Annotated in this window: 18 protein-coding genes; 14 read left to right on the forward strand and 4 right to left on the reverse strand. The window is 52.0% G+C overall.

Translation table 11 applies throughout. From position 1 onward, the window contains the following. Window positions 1-99: 99 nt before the first annotated feature. Complete coding sequence (locus tag DWX59_RS11180; RefSeq protein ID WP_117559046.1) at window positions 100-723, forward strand: DUF6273 domain-containing protein; 624 nt, start codon at window positions 100-102, stop codon at window positions 721-723. On the opposite strand, the gene DWX59_RS11185 is transcribed toward DWX59_RS11180, so the two are convergent. From DWX59_RS11185 to DWX59_RS11195, 3 genes are all read right to left on the reverse strand, one after another. Beyond that, window positions 718-1,992 (reverse strand): FAD-dependent oxidoreductase, encoded by a 1,275-nt coding sequence (locus DWX59_RS11185; protein ID WP_117559048.1) that lies wholly within the window; start codon window positions 1,990-1,992, stop codon window positions 718-720. The two genes, DWX59_RS11180 and DWX59_RS11185, sit on opposite strands and share 6 nt — an antisense overlap. Window positions 1,993-2,138: 146 nt before the next feature. Beyond that, window positions 2,139-3,548, reverse strand: a complete 1,410-nt coding sequence (locus DWX59_RS11190; protein ID WP_117559050.1) for a spore germination protein — start codon at window positions 3,546-3,548, stop codon at window positions 2,139-2,141. Window positions 3,549-3,933: 385 nt separating this feature from the next. Continuing rightward, entirely contained in the window at window positions 3,934-4,332 is a 399-nt protein-coding gene (locus tag DWX59_RS11195) for a desulfoferrodoxin family protein (RefSeq protein ID WP_117559304.1), read from the reverse strand. 209 nt (window positions 4,333-4,541) lie between these two features. On the opposite strand from DWX59_RS11195, the gene DWX59_RS11200 reads away from it, so the two are divergent. Further along, entirely contained in the window at window positions 4,542-4,976 is a 435-nt protein-coding gene (locus DWX59_RS11200; protein WP_117559052.1) for an RrF2 family transcriptional regulator, read from the forward strand. A 92-nt stretch (window positions 4,977-5,068) separates the two neighbouring features. Beyond that, a complete protein-coding gene (locus DWX59_RS11205) occupies window positions 5,069-5,968 on the forward strand; it encodes a YitT family protein (protein ID WP_117559306.1) in 900 nt (299 codons plus the stop codon). 122 nt (window positions 5,969-6,090) lie between these two features. On the opposite strand, the gene DWX59_RS11210 is transcribed toward DWX59_RS11205, so the two are convergent. Further along, complete coding sequence (locus DWX59_RS11210) at window positions 6,091-6,831, reverse strand: tRNA threonylcarbamoyladenosine dehydratase (protein ID WP_117559308.1); 741 nt, start codon at window positions 6,829-6,831, stop codon at window positions 6,091-6,093. 293 nt (window positions 6,832-7,124) lie between these two features. Between DWX59_RS11210 and DWX59_RS11215 the strand changes: the two genes are divergently transcribed. The 11 genes from DWX59_RS11215 (at window position 7,125) to DWX59_RS11265 (ending at window position 18,070) form a co-directional block, all read left to right on the forward strand. Further along, window positions 7,125-9,104: an NAD(+) synthase gene (locus DWX59_RS11215; RefSeq protein WP_117559054.1), complete on the forward strand. Its 1,980-nt coding sequence runs from the start codon at window positions 7,125-7,127 to the stop codon at window positions 9,102-9,104. 151 nt (window positions 9,105-9,255) lie between these two features. Then, window positions 9,256-10,050, forward strand: coding sequence for a TrmH family RNA methyltransferase (locus DWX59_RS11220; RefSeq protein ID WP_117559056.1), 795 nt, complete (start codon window positions 9,256-9,258; stop codon window positions 10,048-10,050). Between the two features lie 36 nt (window positions 10,051-10,086). Continuing rightward, window positions 10,087-10,329 (forward strand): NfeD family protein, encoded by a 243-nt coding sequence (locus DWX59_RS11225; protein WP_117559058.1) that lies wholly within the window; start codon window positions 10,087-10,089, stop codon window positions 10,327-10,329. Then, window positions 10,326-11,549, forward strand: coding sequence for a patatin-like phospholipase family protein (locus DWX59_RS11230; protein WP_117559060.1), 1,224 nt, complete (start codon window positions 10,326-10,328; stop codon window positions 11,547-11,549). Before DWX59_RS11225 ends, DWX59_RS11230 begins: the two co-directional genes overlap by 4 nt. Before the next feature lie 72 nt (window positions 11,550-11,621). Further along, entirely contained in the window at window positions 11,622-12,611 is a 990-nt protein-coding gene (gene argF, locus DWX59_RS11235; protein ID WP_117559062.1) for an ornithine carbamoyltransferase, read from the forward strand. 5 nt (window positions 12,612-12,616) lie between these two features. Further along, a complete protein-coding gene (locus tag DWX59_RS11240) occupies window positions 12,617-12,919 on the forward strand; it encodes a DUF6637 family protein (protein ID WP_117559064.1) in 303 nt (100 codons plus the stop codon). Between the two features lie 38 nt (window positions 12,920-12,957). Further along, the gene (locus DWX59_RS11245; protein WP_117559066.1) at window positions 12,958-13,938 is read left to right on the forward strand and encodes a biotin--[acetyl-CoA-carboxylase] ligase; all 981 of its coding nucleotides are present in this window, start codon (window positions 12,958-12,960) and stop codon (window positions 13,936-13,938) included. Beyond that, window positions 13,925-15,100, forward strand: a complete 1,176-nt coding sequence (gene mutY, locus DWX59_RS11250) for an A/G-specific adenine glycosylase (RefSeq protein WP_117559068.1) — start codon at window positions 13,925-13,927, stop codon at window positions 15,098-15,100. The genes DWX59_RS11245 and mutY overlap by 14 nt, the downstream gene beginning before the upstream one ends. Window positions 15,101-15,140: 40 nt before the next feature. Further along, window positions 15,141-16,031 carry a diacylglycerol/lipid kinase family protein gene (locus DWX59_RS11255; RefSeq protein WP_117559069.1) on the forward strand — a complete coding sequence of 297 codons (891 nt, stop codon included), beginning with the start codon at window positions 15,141-15,143 and terminating at the stop codon, window positions 16,029-16,031. 99 nt (window positions 16,032-16,130) lie between these two features. Further along, window positions 16,131-17,276 (forward strand): RNA polymerase sigma factor RpoD, encoded by a 1,146-nt coding sequence (gene rpoD / locus DWX59_RS11260; RefSeq protein ID WP_007870074.1) that lies wholly within the window; start codon window positions 16,131-16,133, stop codon window positions 17,274-17,276. Window positions 17,277-17,419: 143 nt separating this feature from the next. Further along, window positions 17,420-18,070, forward strand: coding sequence for an epoxyqueuosine reductase QueH (locus tag DWX59_RS11265; RefSeq protein ID WP_117559070.1), 651 nt, complete (start codon window positions 17,420-17,422; stop codon window positions 18,068-18,070). Window positions 18,071-18,277: the final 207 nt, after the last annotated feature.

The following is an 18,277-nucleotide window of genomic DNA, read 5'->3' on the forward strand; positions in this document are numbered from 1 at the left end:
ATGGAATGGCTGGGAGTTCCTCTGTATGGTTCAGGGAGATGGGGATTCTGATGAGGTAAGAATGTATGTCCACAATGGATGAGGTTAAGGAGGAAAACCATGAAGGAGTTACCGATTGGCTCAATCATACCATTCGGCGGATATGATTGGCGCATTCTTGATATACAGAACCATACCGCCCTGGTCATAACAGAAGATATCATAGAACTGCGGGCATATAATGATGTTTATAAAGATACCACATGGTCTGACTGTGAATTAAGGAGATATCTTAACAGTGAGTTTTATGGATCGTTTAACCAAGCGGACCGTTCCAGGATTATCCCGGTGATGAATGAAAACCCCGATAACCAATGGTATGGCTCCAAAGGCGGGGAGGATACCAAGGACGCCATATTTTTGCTAAGCGTGGAAGAGGCTGTCTGCCGGTATTTTGGTGACAGCAGCGGAAAATTGTATCATCCTGGCAGGAATCAAAGGTATTGGTTCCAGCGGAAGGATGAAAATAACTGCAGACGGACAGCAACATTTGAAGGTTATGAATGGTGGTGGTGGCTCCGTTCACCTGGCCGCAACAATGTGAAGGCTGTTTACGTACATGGCGATGGGAACATAGGCATCCAGGGAAACAATATCTTTCTGTGCAATATTTCTTCCTGTTTCCACCCTTCGTCCGGCGATAACAGGGGAGGCGTCAGGCCTGCTTTATGGCTTATGTTATAGATAAGAGAAAATACCGGCCAGCCCCAGGTCCTCTACTTTTTTATGGATGGACTCCGTATCAATGGAATAAAGCCCCAGGTCTTTCATGCGCCGGAACAGGCAGGAGCCGGAAAATGTATATTTTTCCCTCAGGCCTTCCGGCGTTTCCATTTGTTCCTTAACCCATGCAATGGCCTCGCCCACGGCCAGTTCCCGGGGGAACTCAAGGAGGGGGCGGCCGGAGAGGAATTGTACCATGTTATGCCCGGCCAGGACGCCGGTGACAATGGCTTCGGTGTGGCCTACCAGGAGGCCTGCCTTTTCACCGGCACAGAACAGGTTGGTCCGCTGGTCCGCCTTCAGGCTGTTGCTCCGCCTGCACATGGCAAAATAGCGCATGGAGTTGCCCTTGCCCCCTGCATATGGGTCTTCATAACGGGCGCATTCAAATCCGGGAATCATATGAAGCTTTTCCAGCGGGTAATAGGGAGTCATCATTTTGGCGTGTCCGGTGTCCAAAAGGATGATGTTTTCGGCAAATTCATTTATGGCATATTGCTGGCAGGCCTTGATGGAAAGATGGTTTTCCATCAGTTCCCGGGGAAGGGGGATGATGACCACGCCATTATCATCCAGGGCTTTTACAATCCCGGGGGAGAGGGATTCCTTAAACAGCTTGCAGGAACCGCTCATGGCCCCATATGAGCCCTCATGTCCCACTGCCTTAAGTTCAGTAAGCCCGGTAAGGCCGCAAAGGCTGACGCGGCCGCCGAAGCTGGGGCAGCGCAGCACGCACATGGCGCATCCGTTGCCATATTGCCTGCAGTTGTTCATGGGCCCGGCGGTTCCCGTGGCGTCAATGAACCCATCGGCTTCATACCGGTTGCCCCTGTCGTCACAGACAGACAGGACTGTGGTGTTATCCCCGGACATGTCTGCGCCGGTCACCCTGGCTTGCCTGCATATGGAAACACCCAGCTGAAGCAGGCGCTGTTCCACTGCCATGGGTGTTTTGGATATGTCGTACAGGTCGGCGTGCTGATGACCGGGAAAGGAAATGCATTTGTGGCGCAGGCATATGTCCATGGCCCGGAACATATCGTCCCCGCCCATGGCAGCCATCTCCTCCGTGGCAGTGAAACGGCCGTTATTGCGTATGATACCGCCCACAAGGCCGGTTCCCAGCAGGGAGTCCGTGCGCTCTAACAGGGTTACACTGGCGCCGCTTTTGGCTGCCTGGGCACTGGCCGCACAGCCGGCCCATCCGCCTCCTACAATTACAATCTTCATGGTCACGCCTCCTCCTGCATAATAAGATTATATTATGTATCCGCAAGTATATATACCTGCAAAATGCACAAGGGGCTGTGAAAAAATGGAGGGTAAGGTCCGCTCCGTTTTTTCACAGCCCCTGATTCCTTCCTGCTGCCCAATCCCTATTTCTCAGTGTGGGGAAGGCGGCCTCTGAGGAACCGCTTCCTTAACTCATTCAGGCTGAAGGGGATAAGGGGATATACATAGCTTTTTCCTGCAATGGTCTTGTTAAATACAATGGCGCAGATGGCAATCGCCGTACCGATAATATACCCCCACACATTAAAGATGGCGGTCAGTATCAGTATGATGACGCGCATGAACTTCATGGCATAACCCAGTTCAAAACTGGCCTGGGAGTAATTGGCAATAGTTACGAAGGCCATGTACAGCATGGTCTCGCTGTTAAACCATCCGGATTTTACGGCATATTCCCCAAGTACAATACCTGCAATTACACTCAGCGGGGTGGTCAGCATGCTGGGAGTGTTCACTGCTGCCAGACGCAGGCCGTCAATGGCAAATTCCAGAATGAGCAGCTGCCATATGAGGGGGACGTTCAGGGGGTCGGACACGCGGATGAATGCCAGCCATTCCGGGATGTAGGAAGGGTTCTGCATGAACAGGAGCCATGTGGGTGTCAGCATCAGGGCCAGGACGGAGATGGTCATCCTGGATAGACGCAGGTAGGTTCCTGTGACAGGCGGGAAGTAGTAGTCATCCGCCTCCTCGATGATGTCAAACACGGAAGAGGGAAGGATCATGGCCGAAGGGGAGTTGTCAACCAGGATGATGATGTTTCCTTCCAGGACCGATGCGGCCGCCGTGTCCGGGCGCTCTGAAAACTTAAACTTGGGAAACGGATTGAACCATTTATACGGGAAAATGCATTCCGCCAGACTTTCCTGGTTCATGGTCAGGGCATCCACCTTCAAATCCTTGATCCGGTCCTTTATTTTCTTTAAAAGCTGTTTATCCACCCGGTTTTCCATGTAACAGATAGCAATATCGGTGTGGGAGCTTTCGCCTGCTGACATGATTTCCATGGTAAGCCTGGGGTCGCGGATACGGCGGCGGATCAGGGCCGTATTGAAAATCAGGGTTTCCACAAAGCCGTCCCTGGACCCCCGCATGACCTTGTCCTTCTCAGGTTCACTTACCCCCCTGGAAGGGTAGGTGCGGCAGTCAATGGTAATACATTTGTCAAAGCCGTCAATAAACAGACAGGATACGCCGGACAGAAGCTGGGTAATCATGTCTGTATCATTGGACAGCAGGCCGATTTCCCCATATGGGACATACTGTTTGGAGAAGGCGTGGGCGTCCTTTGGCATGTCCTCCGGTTTGATGGTGGAGAAAACCTGGAGGATTTTTAAGAGGGATTCATCCTTTGTAAAACCATCTATAAAATACAGGCAGGCCTCCCGGCCTCCGATGTGGACAATACGGTATACCACATCAAAATTCGTCTGGACATTCAGCTTTTCATGAAGGTGGGTAATATTGTCTTTTAAATTTTGGGAAAATTCCATTGTTTATTCCTTTCTGCGCGACTTCTGATGAAAAAATTGCATAAAGTTAGTATGCACTGAGTAAATGTTATTATACATAAGTACATTTGTCTTTAGAGTAAAGACAAATGGGAGAAATTTATATAAAAAGCAGCTGGCAGGGGAACGCTTTTTGCTAATGTGCACAAAAATCGTTGACAAATCATGGAAAGGGTGATATAGTGTCCATGTAAGAAGCACAAAGGAGTGCCTTACGGGTTTTTGTTTGGTATGGGGATGCCAGATAAACTAATAGTGTGACGGTTTTGATCGTGACTGAGAGCTGCCTTCTGTGGGGGAAGGGCAGCTCCCTTTTTATTTAGCAACACGCTCCAGGCTTACCGGAAGCTTTTGGTGCGGATCCGTCTTAGGCCTGGATTTCCGTTTTCCATAATCCATGAAGGTTGCAATAGGCGTACGCGGCCCTGGGTGAATCGCCTTTTTCCAATGTAAAGTGTGCCACCGGTTCACAGGACGGGCTTAAGCATACGCGCATGGTGCAGCCGGCCTTTGTGACCAGGCAGACCCAGCCGATGTTATGTTCCCCGTCCATGGGATGGAATATTTCGCCCACCTTTACCGTTACATGGAGTCCCTCTGTCTCCACCACCGGAAGATGTTTTTCGCTGGCGCCTTCCGCCATGATTGGCTCCAGTATCTCAAATGGCCTGCAGGTATCGGGAAGGGCTGCATTTGGGGCGCTGCACAGGGCTTCCAGCACCACGATACGGTTTTTATCAGTGAGAAATACAGGTTCCTGGTTCAAGTCTGTTTTCATGTCAAACCTCCATTCTGATTTTTAATCATGCAATATGTCCTGCATCAACATGCTTATGTTTCCCATAAATGCTGCCAGTCTATTCATACATGGGACAAGTTTCTATTGACATATTTCCTACAGGAATAGTATGATAATCGTATACGGATATTTTTCAGCACATCTACAAACAATAAACCAAAAGGACGTGAATATATATGTTAGTATCAACAAAAGGACGTTATGCCCTGCGCACCATGGTGGACCTGGCCGTACACGGAGACGGCGAGCCCGTCAAGATAAAGGACATAGCAAACCGACAGGGGATTTCCGGCAAATATCTGGAGCAGATCATCTCCATCCTGTCAAGGGCCGGTTATGTGCGCAGCATCCGCGGGAACCAGGGCGGTTATTATCTGTCTAAGCCTGCATCAGAATACACGGTGGGAATGATACTCAGGGTAACCGAAGGAAGCCTGGCGCCCGTGGACTGCTTAAGCGGGGGAGAGAATCCCTGCACAAGGCAGATGGACTGTGTAACCCTCAGGCTGTGGAGGGAACTGGATGAAGCCATCAGCAGCGTTGTGGACCGGTATACGCTGGAGGACCTGGTGCAGTGGCGCAGGAACATGAAGGATAATTATATGATTTGAAGGATAATCATGTGATTGGATGATTGGGATATGGCCTGATAGGTCAGGAAGAGGGGATAAAATTAAGGCAGATAATGGGAGCGGAGGACTTTATGAAATGGATTGGACGTATTTCAGCCTTCATTAATAAGTGGAAAAAGGACAGGCGCGTTAGGATTGGCATGACTCTGGCAGCCGTGATCATATCAGCGCTGATACAGACATATGCCCTGCAGGTGTTTGTGCGCCCGGCCGGCATCATATCCGGCGGATTTACCGGTATGGCCATGCTGGTGGAGCGCCTGGGAGGACTGTGGGGTCTCAATATTCCCATGCAGGTAACCATGGTAGCCCTGAACATTCCGGTGGCCCTTATGTGCTGCAGGGGAATCAGCATAAGATTCACTGTATTTTCCCTGGTACAGGTGTTTTTAAGCAGTATTTTCCTCCAGGTATTTAATTTTACGCCGATATTTACCGATGAGGTGCTGAACGTGATATTCGGCGGGGTTATTTTTGGATGTGCCATCGTGATTGCCCTCAGGGGCAATGCTTCCAGCGGAGGCACTGATTTTATTGCACTTTTTGTTTCCAACAGGACAGGGCAGTCCATCTGGAGTTATGTATTTTTTGGCAATGCAGTGATGTACTGCTTTTACGGCGCCATATTTGGCTGGAAGCATGCCGGGTATTCCATCATATTCCAATTCATTTCCACCAGGATGATATCCGCGTTCCACCACAGATATGAACTGGTCACCCTTCAGGTCACGACCATGAAAGGTCCCGAAGTGGTGGAGGCATATATCGGACATTTCCGTCACGGCATGTCCTGCGTGGAGGCAATGGGCGGCTACAGCAAGAAGAAAATGTATCTGTTAAACACGGTCCTTTCCGCCTATGAGGTAAATGACGCCATCCATGTGATGCAGGGCGCGGATGAACACGTAATCATCAATGTGCTGAGGACCCAGCAGTTTGTGGGAAGGTTTTACAGGGCGCCCATAGAGTGACAGGCAGAAGGATATGGACGCCCCTGTTGGAATGACGAAAAGCCATGAGGCCCCAATGTGATATGCCCCGTGGCTTTTCTATTCCATCGAAAATCTTTTCTTGTCCTCATCCAACCCCGCAATCATCCAACCCCACAGATTTCCCTCACGATTTCCCCGGCTATGAGAAGTCCCGCCACCGGCGGCACGAAGGAGATGCTTCCGGGGGTGGCGCGCCGGTTTCCGGTGTCCTCCTGGGTGGGGGACGGTGTCAGCGGTGGCTCGGGTGACCAGCACACCTTCAGCCTTTTTATGTCCCTGGCCTTCAGCTCCCTGCGCATGACCTTGCAGAGAGGACAGACAGAGGTTTTTGAAATGTCGGAAATCCGGAACTGTTCGGGATGCAGTTTATTGCCTGTCCCCATGGAGGAAATGAGGGGAATCCCATGCCTGGCAGCGTATTCTGCCAGGGCCAGCTTGGCTGTCACGGTATCGATTGCGTCCAGGATATAGGAAATGGGGCCGGGGGGATCCATCCGGTCCTTTATGTTTTCAAAGAGCAGGTCAATATTGTCCGGAAGTACAAACTCCTCAAAGGTGATTACCTGGGTGTCCGGACAGATATCCCGGATTTTTTCTTTCATGACCTGTGTCTTATGACATCCTATGGTGCTGTGGAAGGCGATGCTCTGACGGTTGATGTTGGTGAGGGAAACCGTGTCGTTATCAATGAGCACCAGCCTTCCCACCCCGCATCTGGCCAGCGCCTCAATGGCGTGGGAGCCGACGCCGCCTACCCCGAATACTGCCACGGCGGCATTTTTAAGGGACATAAGGCCTTCCTGTCCTATAAGCATTTCTGTTCTGGAAAATTCGTTTATCATTTTACCGCTCCTGCTTTTATCAGATTTGTTGTGAAAAATTGTACACCAGATTGGGGAAAATGTAAATGTAATCCTTTTCCAGCCTTTGAAAGTATCCGAAATATGTGTTATCATTCCATCTGTTTCCGGTAATCCATAAACTTCTTTCCATATAACTGGAAACACACTATAATATTACTAAGCCCATGCCGGAGTATTTGAAAGGTTAGGATTGTGGAACCAGGGAAAATATAGTAAAATGGGCATGATAGTTATAGGCATGATGATTGAGAGAGATACGGAGGCTTGAGAATATGAAAGACGGATTTATCAGGGTTGCGGCTGCCACCCCTAAAATAAAAGTAGCTGACCCGGAATATAATGCGCAGCAGATCATTGAACTGATTAACCAGGGGTACGGCAGAGGCGTGAAGCTTATGGTGTTCCCGGAACTCTGCCTGACTGCCTATACATGCGGCGACCTGTTCTACCAGTCATCCCTGCTGTTAAAGGCAAGGGAGGAACTGGCCCGCATCATAAGCGCAACGAAAGACAGGGATATCCTGGTGTTTGTGGGACTTCCATGGGAACGGGAGGACAAGCTTTTCAATGTGGCTGCTGTTATCCAGGGAGGAAAGCTTCTGGGAATCGTGCCCAAGAAGCATCTCCCCAACTATGCGGAATTTTACGAGGCGCGCCACTTCTGTCCCGGCAATGAACGGCCGGTGTTTGTGGCATGGGAGGACGGGCAGGTCCCCATGGGTACGAACCTGCTGTTCCGCTGCAGCAACATGAAAGGGCTCGCCGTGGGTGTGGAAATCTGCGAGGATGTATGGACCCCGGCGCCCCCCAGTATCCGGCACGCCCTGGCCGGTGCCACGGTCATTGTCAACTGTTCCGCCAGCGATGAGACCACGGGTAAGGATGTATACCGCCATGAACTTATCTGCAGCCAGTCCGCAAGGCTGGTGTGCGGTTATGTGTATGCCAATGCAGGGGACGGCGAATCCACCCAGGACCTGGTGTTCGGCGGCCAGAATATCATTGCGGAGAACGGAACCTGTCTGGTGGAATCCAGGCGTTTTACCAATGAAAGCATCTGCGCCGACCTGGACATGGAACGTCTGGACAGCGAGCGCAGGCGCATGACCACATTCCCGGCAGCCGATGACGCCAGGAAAGAAGGCGGGTATATGATTGTGGATTTTGAACTGTATCCTGCCGGCGGCAGCAATGCAAACGCCCAGACCCCGCAGGCAGCCGGCCAAAAAGAATCCGGCAGGGATATCCTCCGCTTCATAGATCCGGCTCCCTTTGTGCCGGGAGATGAGAGACAGCGCAGCCGCCGCTGTGAGGAAATCCTTTCCATCCAGGCCATGGGACTTAAAAAGCGTCTGGAACACACGGGCAGCCAGCACGCGGTGGTGGGGCTTTCAGGAGGCCTGGATTCCACCCTGGCCCTGCTTGTGACTGTCAGGGCTTTTGACGCGCTTAAGTTACCGCGGACCAATATACACTGCATCACCATGCCATGCTTTGGGACCACGGACAGGACCTACAACAATGCCTGCGCCATGGCGGCCAAGGTTGGGGCTGAGCTTAGGGAGGTCAATATCCGCCAGGCCGTAAGCCAGCATTTTACGGACATTGGACAGGACATGGACAATCACGACGTGACCTATGAGAACAGCCAGGCCAGGGAAAGGACCCAGGTCCTTATGGATATTGCCAACCAGGTGGGAGGGCTTGTAATCGGCACCGGGGACATGTCGGAACTGGCCCTGGGCTGGGCCACCTACAACGGCGACCATATGTCCATGTACGGGGTGAATGCGTCCGTGCCAAAGACCCTGGTGCGCCACCTGGTCCGCTACTATGCGGATACCTGCAGGGAAAAGGAACTGGCAGACGTGCTTCTGGATGTGCTGGACACCCCGGTAAGCCCGGAACTGCTGCCCCCTGAGGACGGACAGATTTCCCAGAAAACAGAGGACCTGGTTGGGCCTTATGAACTCCATGACTTCTATTTATATTATGCCCTGCGTTACGGTTATGCGCCGTCCAAGATTTACCGCATGGCATTGCAGGCATTCAGGGGCCAGTATGACAATGCAGTCATATTGAAATGGATGAAGGTGTTCTACCGGAGATTCTTCAGCCAGCAGTTTAAGCGTTCCTGCCTGCCGGACGGTCCCAAGGTGGGTTCCGTGGCAGTGTCCCCCAGAGGCGACCTGCGTATGCCCAGCGACGCGTGCAGCAGGCTCTGGCTGGACGAGCTGGATAAACTGGGCTAGAGCCTGTTTGAAAATTCATTCCGGCCGTCTGCCCTAAGGAATCCACCATAGGTACCCCTTAGGGCAAAGCACGCCCCACGGAACGCAATTTTCAAACACGCTCTAAGGCGCGGATGGATGATCAGGAAATAACAGATACAGGAGAAAAATTATGATAAACAGCACGGCCAATAAACAGGTAAAACGCGTGGTGAATTTGAGGAACAGGGCAAAGGCGCGCAGGGAGGAAGGCGTATATGTGGCGGAAGGCCTGCGCATGTGCCGGGAACTATCACCGATGGACACGGAAATCCTCTTTGTAACAGAAGGCTTTGCAGGCGACAGGGAGAACCGCAGGTGGATGGACGGTTTCCGGTTTGAAATGGTTACGGATGTGGTCATGAAAGTGATGGCCGACACCCAGACACCCCAGGGCGTGCTGGCCGTGGCCAGGCAGAAGACCTATACGCTTGGGGATATACTGAAAACGCCCCGGAATGGAAAACTGGCAGTCATGGTACTGGAAACCATCCAGGATCCCGGGAATCTTGGAACCATCGTAAGGGCCGCGGAAGGCGCCGGCATTACAGGAATCGTGATGAACCGTGAGACCACGGACATCTATAATCCCAAAGTCATCCGCTCCACCATGGGGTCCATATGCAGGATGCCCTTTGTCTATGTGGATGATATCCGCCAGGCGTGCCAGACCATGAAGGACAGCGGCGTGCGTCTGTTTGCGGCTCATTTAAAGGGAATGAATAATTATGACCAGGAAGATTATACTGACAATGTGGGCTTTTTAATCGGCAATGAGGCGGGCGGGCTGACGGATGGGACAGCGGCCATGGCTGACTGTTATGTGAAGATTCCGATGGCGGGCAGGGTGGAATCCCTGAATGCGGCGGTTGCTGCATCCGTCCTCATGTTCGAGGCTGCAAGGCAGCGCAGGAACCGGCAGGAGTAGACATGCCGCATCTGCCCACAGGAAGGAGGACAATGCATGGCATCATTGGGATGGCTTGTATCATTTCTGGTATTCTTGGGCGTGGAGATGGCATTTTGCTGCCTTACCTCACTGTGGTTTGCAGTGGGGGCGCTGGGGGCGTTTGCAGTGGCCCTTACAGGCGGCTCCATGGAACAGCAGCTGGCCGGTTTTGTGGCAGTATCATTCCTTACGCTGATTCTTATACGGCCAGTGGCATTTTTAATGGGCAGACACGTAAAGGACGGGCAGAAATCATGAAACTTCAGCTGGATTTAAGCAAGGAATACGGCATTGTACTGGAGGGCGGCGGAGCCAAGGGCGCCTATCAGGTAGGCGCCTGGCGCGCCCTTAGGGAGGCCGGGGTCAGGATAAGGGGGGCTGCGGGCACCTCGGTGGGCGCTTTGAACGGCGCCCTTATCTGTATGGATGATTTTAAGAAGGCAGAGCGCATATGGGAAAATATCAGCTATTCCAGGGTGATGGACGTGGATGACGAAATGATGGACCGGCTCAGGAAGTTCAGCCTGCGAAGGATTTCCAGCATCACATCCCTGAATGTGGGGGAACTTATATCTGGAATCAAAAAGATCCTGAAGGACGGCGGTTTTGACATTGCCCCCTTAAAGGGACTGATTGAGGATGTGGTGGATGAGGAGAAAATCAGGAACTCGGACAGGGAGCTTTATGTGGTCACCTACTCCCTTTCGGACCGCCAGCCCCTGATTGCCAATGTAAAGGAGGCGCCGGAGGGGACCATCGGCGACATGCTCATGGCCAGTGCATATCTGATTGGCTTCCGGCAGGAAAAGCTGGGCGGCAAATACTATATGGACGGCGGCGGGATTAACAACGTGCCCGTGGATGTGCTGATAGACAAAGGATATAAGGATATCATCGTACTGCGGATTTACGGATACGGCATTGATACGGAAAAGAAGCTGGAGGTACCCGGGGATGTGAACCTGTACCATGTGGCGCCCAGGCAGGACCTTGGGGGCATACTGGAGTTTGACAGGAAACGGGCCAGGAGGAACATGCTGCTGGGGTATTTTGACGGCAGGCGCATGCTTTACGGCCTGGCGGGCAGGATTTATTATATTGATGCGCCGGAGGGCGAACCTTATTATTTTGATAAGATGATGTCGGAAATCCCATGTCTGATGACCTATCTGGATCCTGATAAAGCAGGGGCTGTTTGCGGAGGCCTTGGGGACACGGCCCAGTCCCATGGACTGCCGGGCTACCGGGTGTATACGGAACGGATTTTTCCCATGCTGGCAAAGGAACTGAAGCTTAAGGATGGATGGGATTACAGGGAACTGTACCTTTCCCTGCTGGAGGACCTGGCAAAACAGTACCGCATCAGCCGGTTTAAAATTTATACAGTGGATGAACTTCTGAACCTGATTCACAAAAAAGCGGGAAGCGCTGCGCGGAAACTATTGATCCCCACTCTTGACAGCAGCCTCCAGGTGTAGTATATTATGCATAAAGATGCATAAATATTAATAAAATACAGCCATATGCAGTGGTGGGAGACGGAGGATATCATGAATTTAAAGGGAAGACATTTTTTAACGCTGAAAGATTATACATCGGAGGAGATTACATACCTGCTGGACCTTTCAGCGGAATTGAAGGAGAAGAAGAAAAAGGGTATCCTGACAGATACGCTTAAGGGAAAGAATGTGGCCCTGATATTTGAAAAGACCAGCACCAGGACCCGCTGCGCCTTTGAGGTTGCGGCCCATGACCTGGGCATGGGTACCACCTATCTGGACCCGTCCGGTTCCCAGATCGGCAAGAAGGAGAGCATTGCGGATACCGCAAGGGTACTGGGCCGGATGTATGAGGGGATTGAGTACCGCGGATTCGGGCAGGAGATTGTGGAAGAACTGGCTAAATATGCAGGGGTGCCTGTGTGGAACGGCCTTACCAATGAGGACCATCCCACCCAGATGCTGGCAGACCTTCTCACCATCCGCGAACACCTGGGACATTTAAAAGGCGTAAAGCTTGTGTATATGGGCGATGCGCGTTATAATATGGGTAACTCCCTGATGATTGCCTGCGCAAAGATGGGTATGCATTTTGTTGCATGCGCACCGGCCAGGTATTTCCCTGACAAGGCCCTTGTGGCGGAATGCCAGGTTTTTGCACAGGAGAGCGGCGGTTCCATTACCCTGACAGAGGATGTGATGGCTGCAACCAAGGGAGCGGATGTGATTGATACGGACGTGTGGGTTTCCATGGGAGAGCCGGACGAGGTATGGGAGGAGCGCATTAAGGAGCTGACCCCATACAAGGTGACAAAGGCTGTTATGGACAATGCCGGACCCAAGGCCATTTTCCTTCACTGCCTGCCTTCCTTCCATGACCTGAAAACCAAAATCGGCCATGAGATGGGAACCCGTTTTAACGTATCGGAACTGGAAGTAACAGACGAGGTATTTGAATCCAGCCAGTCCGTGGTGTTTGATGAGGCTGAGAACAGGATGCATACCATCAAGGCTGTAATGTTAGCGACGTTAGGAGAATAGCACATATGCATGGGCAAAGAGGAAGGGGTGAGCGCCATGCCGGGATATTCCTGGACATGGCCCACCTGATACTGGGGATTGCGATTGTAATCCTGGCCGTGCTGTCATTCATTAACCCGGAGGGAAACCATATGCTGTTCCCCCTGGTGTTTTTGCTGGCAGCATTATTAAACGCCGTAAGCGGTATATTTGAATGTAAGACATGGGGACGGGATAAGAAGAAACGCCGCCAGGGCATATTGCAGCTGGTGCTGGCCGCTTTACTGGCTGTCCTTGGCATCTTAAGCGCTGTCAGTATCTGGGCATAATACCGGGAACAGACCTTCCCGCATAAAAGAGGTGACAGATGAAGTCGGAGATTTTAAACATGCTGAGGGCCACGGGCGGTTACCTTTCCGGCCAGCAGCTATGCGATAAGATGGGGGTCTCCCGCACAGCCGTGTGGAAGGCCGTCAATGATTTAAAGGAAGAAGGTTATATAATTGAAGCTGTCCGCAACCGGGGATACCGCCTTGTGGAGGATGCGGATGTGATTACCCAGGCTGAGCTTAAATCCATACTGAAAACCAGATGGATTGGGAACAGGCTGGAATATTTTGATGAAACGGATTCCACGAATACAAGGGCCAGGAAGCTGGCAGAGGAAGGGGCACCCCACGGCACCCTGGTGATTGCTGACAGCCAGTCCTCGGGAAAAGGACGCCGGGGCAGGCTCTGGACATCGCCCAGGGGCGTGGGCATATGGATGAGCATGCTGCTCCGTCCCGACATTGCCCCTGTCCATGCATCCATGCTTACCCTGATTGCCGGAATGGCCGTGGTGCGGGGGGTAAAGGAAAGCACGGGCCTGGATGCCATGATCAAGTGGCCCAATGACGCTGTGCTGGCAGGCAGGAAGATATGCGGGATCCTTACAGAGATGAGCACGGAGGATGAGACCATCCGTTATGTGATAACAGGAATTGGAATCAATGTAAATATTGACGAATTTCCTGAGGAAATCCGTGACACGGCAACCTCCCTGAAGCTGGAACTGGGAAAAAGCATAAAGCGCAGCCCTGTCATCCGGGCAGTGGCTGAGGCCTTTGAGACATATTATGATATATTCCTTGAGACATGTGACATGTCGCGGCTGAAGGAGGATTATAACAGGGAACTGGCCAACACGGGCCGGGAGGTACTGGTGCTGGACCCCAGGGGACAATATGAAGGAACGGCCCTGGGAATTGACGATGAAGGAAGCCTTCTTGTGAGGAAAAGGGACGGTACGGTGGCGCCGGTCATATCCGGGGAGGTATCGGTAAGAGGTATTTATGGATATATTTGACACAGCACGTTTATACGACAGCCTCCAGGTCATGGAGCGGGAGCAGGACCCCCTTGGCCGGGAGGAACGGCTTAAGGCCATGGAAAAGCCGTTACTGGCCTGGTATGGCAGCAGGGCGCGTTCCCTTCCGTGGAGGGACGATCCCAAACCTTACCGTGTATGGATATCCGAGATCATGCTGCAGCAGACCAGGGTGGAGGCAGTGAAACCGTATTTTGAACGATTTATGAAAGCATTCCCCGGGGTCCGGGACCTGGCCGGGGCGGAGGATGATCATCTTATGAAAATGTGGGAAGGCCTGGGGTACTACAACCGGGCCAGAAACCTTAAGGCAGCGGCCCGGATGGTGATGGAAGAATACGGCGGCTGCCTTCCTGCATCCTTTGAGGAGCTGATAAAGCTTCCTGGAATCGGGAGTTACACGGCCGGGGCCATTGCGTCCATTGCCTTTGGCATCCCCATGCCGGCCGTGGACGGCAATGTGCTCAGGGTCATCTCGCGGGTGCTGGGGGACCGGGGGGACATCCGGAAGGCCTCGGTGAAGGCGGGGATGGAACAGGAACTGAAAGCCGTCATGCCTGCCGGAAACGCCAGCTCCTATAACCAGGGGCTGATTGAGATAGGTGCCCTGGTATGCATCCCGGGAGGGGAGCCCAGGTGCGGTGAATGCCCGTTGGCTTCCCTGTGCCTGACGCGCAGGAACGGATGGTGGAAGGAAATCCCTTATAAATCTCCAAACAAAGCGAGGAAAATCGAGGAAAAGACCGTTTTCATCATAGAATATCAAGATAAGGTGGCAATCCGCAAGCGTCCCATGAACGGGCTTCTGGCAGGGCTTTATGAGTTTCCCAATGCCTGCGGCCATCCGGATGCGGATGCGATACCTTCGGTATTGGGCATGGCGCCTTTATGGATAAAATCCATTACCCCGCTTCCCGCTGCAAAGCATGTGTTTTCCCACGTGGAGTGGCATATGACGGGATACCGGGTGGTGCTGGACGAGGCTGCTGCGGATCCGCTGTTTCCCGGAGGAAGGGAAGAGGGGGAAGGCGCGGCAGATGAAACCCCGGACGCGGGCTGGTTCTTTGTTTCCAGGGAATTGCTGGCTTCCTCCTATGCCATTCCCAACGCATTTCAGGCCTATACGGCATTGGTTGGATAAGTTTGTCAAAATTGGTTACAATGAAAAGGAGGAATGATGGATGAAAAAAATGCTTTTTGTTTTTAATCCCCGTTCCGGCAAGGAGCAGATTAAGGGTCATCTGATGGAAATCCTGGATATTTTTACCAGGGCGGGTTATGAAATCCGTGTCCATGTGACCCAGAAACAGTCTGACGCGGCAGAGGTAGTTGCCAGGTACGGCAACCGTGTGGACGTGGTGGTGTGCAGCGGTGGGGACGGTACATTAAATGAGACCGTGACCGGAATGATGAAACTTAAGAAGCTCCCCATGCTGGGATACATTCCTGCCGGTTCCACCAATGATTTTGCATCCAGTCTGGAAATCCCCAAAAGAATGCCCCAGGCAGCCGCGGATATCGTGGAAGGCATGCCTTATGCCATTGATATCGGGACCTTCTGCCATAACAGGTATTTTATGTATATTGCCGCCTTTGGGGCATTTACGGAAGTGTCCTACCTTACCTCCCAGGACAGGAAGAACCTGCTGGGACACCAGGCCTATATGCTGGAAGGGGTCAAAAGCCTGGCCGGCATCAAGCCCTACCACATGAAGGTGGAGTGGGATGACCAGGTGCTGGAGGAGGATTTTGCTTTTGGGATGGTGACCAACACAAGGAGCGTGGGGGGATTCAAGGGGCTGGTGAACCAGTCCGTGGCCCTGAATGACGGCCTGTTTGAAGTCCTGCTCATCCGCATGCCAAGGACTCCGGTGGACCTTAGCAATATTGTTTCCTACATGTTCCTGAAGGAAGAACCCAATGAATACGTGTACAAGTTTAAGACCGCGTCCATCCGCATGACCTCGGAATGGGGCGTTGACTGGGTACTGGACGGAGAGTACGGCGGTACCAGGACAGAGGTAGATATTGGAAATTTAAAGGAACGGATACGGATACTCCTTAAAAAATAAATAAAATGTCGAAATGTGTTGAAATACGTTGCCGAGTGGTATATAATGATAAGTTGTGGGAGTCTCCACATTTACCTTTAAGCGAAAGGACGTTTATCAGTGGAAAAGGACGATTTTTTAAAGAAGCTGGAAAAGCTGGTCGAACATGCGAAATCCAAGCACAACACGCTGGATGCAGGGGAGATTAATGATTTTTTTACCGGGGATAACCTGTCACCGGAACAGATGGACCAAATTTACAGTTACCTGGAGAACCGTAATATTGACGTTGTTCCCGTACTGGACGAAGCGATGCTTACCGAGGACACTGTTCTGCTTGATGACATTGATTTAGACCTGGATTTAGACGATGACAGCTTCATTAAAGATGCAGAAGAGGAAGAAATCGACCTGGATGCAGTGGATCTGTTGGAGGGTATCGGCACTGAAGACCCGGTCCGCATGTATCTCAAAGAAATTGGCACAGTGCCCCTTCTTACGGCAGACGAGGAGTTGAACCTGGCCCAGCGCAAGGCTGACGGCGATGATTATGCCAAGGAGAGGCTTATCGAGGCCAATTTACGTCTTGTGGTCAGCATTGCAAAACGTTATACCGGCAGAGGGATGAGTTTCCTGGATCTGGTCCAGGAAGGCAATCTGGGCCTGATTAAGGGCGTGGAAAAATTTGACTATACAAAAGGTTATAAGCTAAGTACATATGCAACATGGTGGATCCGCCAGTCGGTTACAAGGGCATTGGCAGATCAGGCGAGGACCATCCGCGTACCGGTGCATATGGTTGAGACGATTAATAAGATGTCCAAGATGCAGAGGAAGCTTACCCTGGAGCTTGGTTATGAGCCATCGGTGACAGAACTGGCAGAGGCTCTGGACATGACCGAGGACAAGGTTATGGAAATCATGCAGATTGCCAGGGAACCCGCGTCCCTGGAGACACCGATCGGTGAAGAGGACGATTCCAACCTGGGGGATTTTGTGGCTGACAATAATGTGGTCACTCCGGAAGGCAATGTGGAATCCGTCATGCTCCGCGAACACATCGACGCGCTTCTGGGCGACCTTAAGGAGAGGGAGCGCCAGGTCATCGTGCTCAGGTTCGGGCTGGAGGACGGGCATCCCCGTACCCTGGAAGAAGTGGGCAAGGAGTTCAATGTCACCAGGGAGCGTATCCGCCAGATTGAGGCTAAGGCATTGAGGAAGCTGCGCAATCCGGTCAGAAGCAAGAGAATCAGGGATTTCCTGTAATTGATAGTAACCGTTCAGACGGTCAGCAGGATGGGCTGCCTGAACGGTTACAATTAATATGTATGTCAGGGGGAGAGGTCGTTTTGCAGGCGGCCTCTTTTTCTGGTGTATGGCACACACATTAAGTCGTAAGGAGGCCTGGAATGGCACAGGGTGGTCAGAAACGGAATTATCAGAAAGAGATGGAAGGGCTGATAGAAGGATTTAGGCGGGAAGGGAAACGGCCCCGCCTGCTGCTGCACAGCTGCTGCGCGCCATGCAGCAGTTATGTCCTTGAATACCTGTCCCAATACTTTGACATCACGGTGTATTATTATAATCCCAACATTGCCCCGGCGCAGGAGTATGATGCAAGGGTAAGGGAACAGGAGCGCCTAATCAGGGAAATGAAGTTGCCGGGGCCGGTGCGGTTCGTGGCAGGGGAGTATGTGCCGGAAGATTTTTACGCGGCCGTCAAAGGATATGAGAAGGTTCCGGAGGGCGGGGAGCGCTGCTTTAAATGCTTTGGGCTGCGCCTGGAACATGCTGCCAGACTGGCAAAGGAAGGCGGTTATGATTATTTTACCACCACCCTTACCATCAGTCCCATGAAAAATGCGGCCAGGCTCAATGACATTGGCCTGAGGATGGCAGAACTATATGGGGTGCCATACCTGGTATCTGATTTTAAGAAGAAAAACGGTTATAAACGCTCCGTGGAGTTGTCTGGGGAATACGGCCTTTACCGCCAGGATTACTGCGGCTGCGTGTATTCCCGGGCAGAGACCGGTACACCGCTGCATGAATCCCTGTGAGATGGCACTTGCTATCTACGTAGCATCCTGGCATGCGCAGGGGAAGCGGCTGATTGGTCTGGCCGTCCCTGATTTGCCATGGATGGAAATCCGGTTACAGGTACAACCTGGATTGTGGGAAAGTTTGTGAAAAAGTTGCTTAGGAATTGCCCGATTAACTTGACATAGACAGGCAGATGTAATAGAATCTTTCATAGGAGACATTGC

Source organism: Enterocloster aldenensis (assembly GCF_003434055.1).
GTDB lineage: Bacteria > Bacillota > Clostridia > Lachnospirales > Lachnospiraceae > Enterocloster > Enterocloster aldenensis.

Coding starts and splice junctions, on each gene's coding strand:
- DWX59_RS11200 (WP_117559052.1), top strand. CDS start 4,542: ATGTTAGTATCAACAAAAGGACGTTATGCCCTGCGCACCATGGTGGAC.
- DWX59_RS11225 (WP_117559058.1), top strand. CDS start 10,087: ATGGCATCATTGGGATGGCTTGTATCATTTCTGGTATTCTTGGGCGTG.
- DWX59_RS11210 (WP_117559308.1), bottom strand. CDS start 6,831: ATGATAAACGAATTTTCCAGAACAGAAATGCTTATAGGACAGGAAGGC.
- DWX59_RS11215 (WP_117559054.1), top strand. CDS start 7,125: ATGAAAGACGGATTTATCAGGGTTGCGGCTGCCACCCCTAAAATAAAA.
- DWX59_RS11240 (WP_117559064.1), top strand. CDS start 12,617: ATGCATGGGCAAAGAGGAAGGGGTGAGCGCCATGCCGGGATATTCCTG.
- DWX59_RS11185 (WP_117559048.1), bottom strand. CDS start 1,992: ATGAAGATTGTAATTGTAGGAGGCGGATGGGCCGGCTGTGCGGCCAGT.
- DWX59_RS11180 (WP_117559046.1), top strand. CDS start 100: ATGAAGGAGTTACCGATTGGCTCAATCATACCATTCGGCGGATATGAT.
- DWX59_RS11255 (WP_117559069.1), top strand. CDS start 15,141: ATGAAAAAAATGCTTTTTGTTTTTAATCCCCGTTCCGGCAAGGAGCAG.
- DWX59_RS11245 (WP_117559066.1), top strand. CDS start 12,958: ATGAAGTCGGAGATTTTAAACATGCTGAGGGCCACGGGCGGTTACCTT.
- mutY (WP_117559068.1), top strand. CDS start 13,925: ATGGATATATTTGACACAGCACGTTTATACGACAGCCTCCAGGTCATG.
- argF (WP_117559062.1), top strand. CDS start 11,622: ATGAATTTAAAGGGAAGACATTTTTTAACGCTGAAAGATTATACATCG.
- DWX59_RS11230 (WP_117559060.1), top strand. CDS start 10,326: ATGAAACTTCAGCTGGATTTAAGCAAGGAATACGGCATTGTACTGGAG.
- DWX59_RS11205 (WP_117559306.1), top strand. CDS start 5,069: ATGAAATGGATTGGACGTATTTCAGCCTTCATTAATAAGTGGAAAAAG.
- DWX59_RS11190 (WP_117559050.1), bottom strand. CDS start 3,548: ATGGAATTTTCCCAAAATTTAAAAGACAATATTACCCACCTTCATGAA.
- DWX59_RS11265 (WP_117559070.1), top strand. CDS start 17,420: ATGGCACAGGGTGGTCAGAAACGGAATTATCAGAAAGAGATGGAAGGG.
- DWX59_RS11220 (WP_117559056.1), top strand. CDS start 9,256: ATGATAAACAGCACGGCCAATAAACAGGTAAAACGCGTGGTGAATTTG.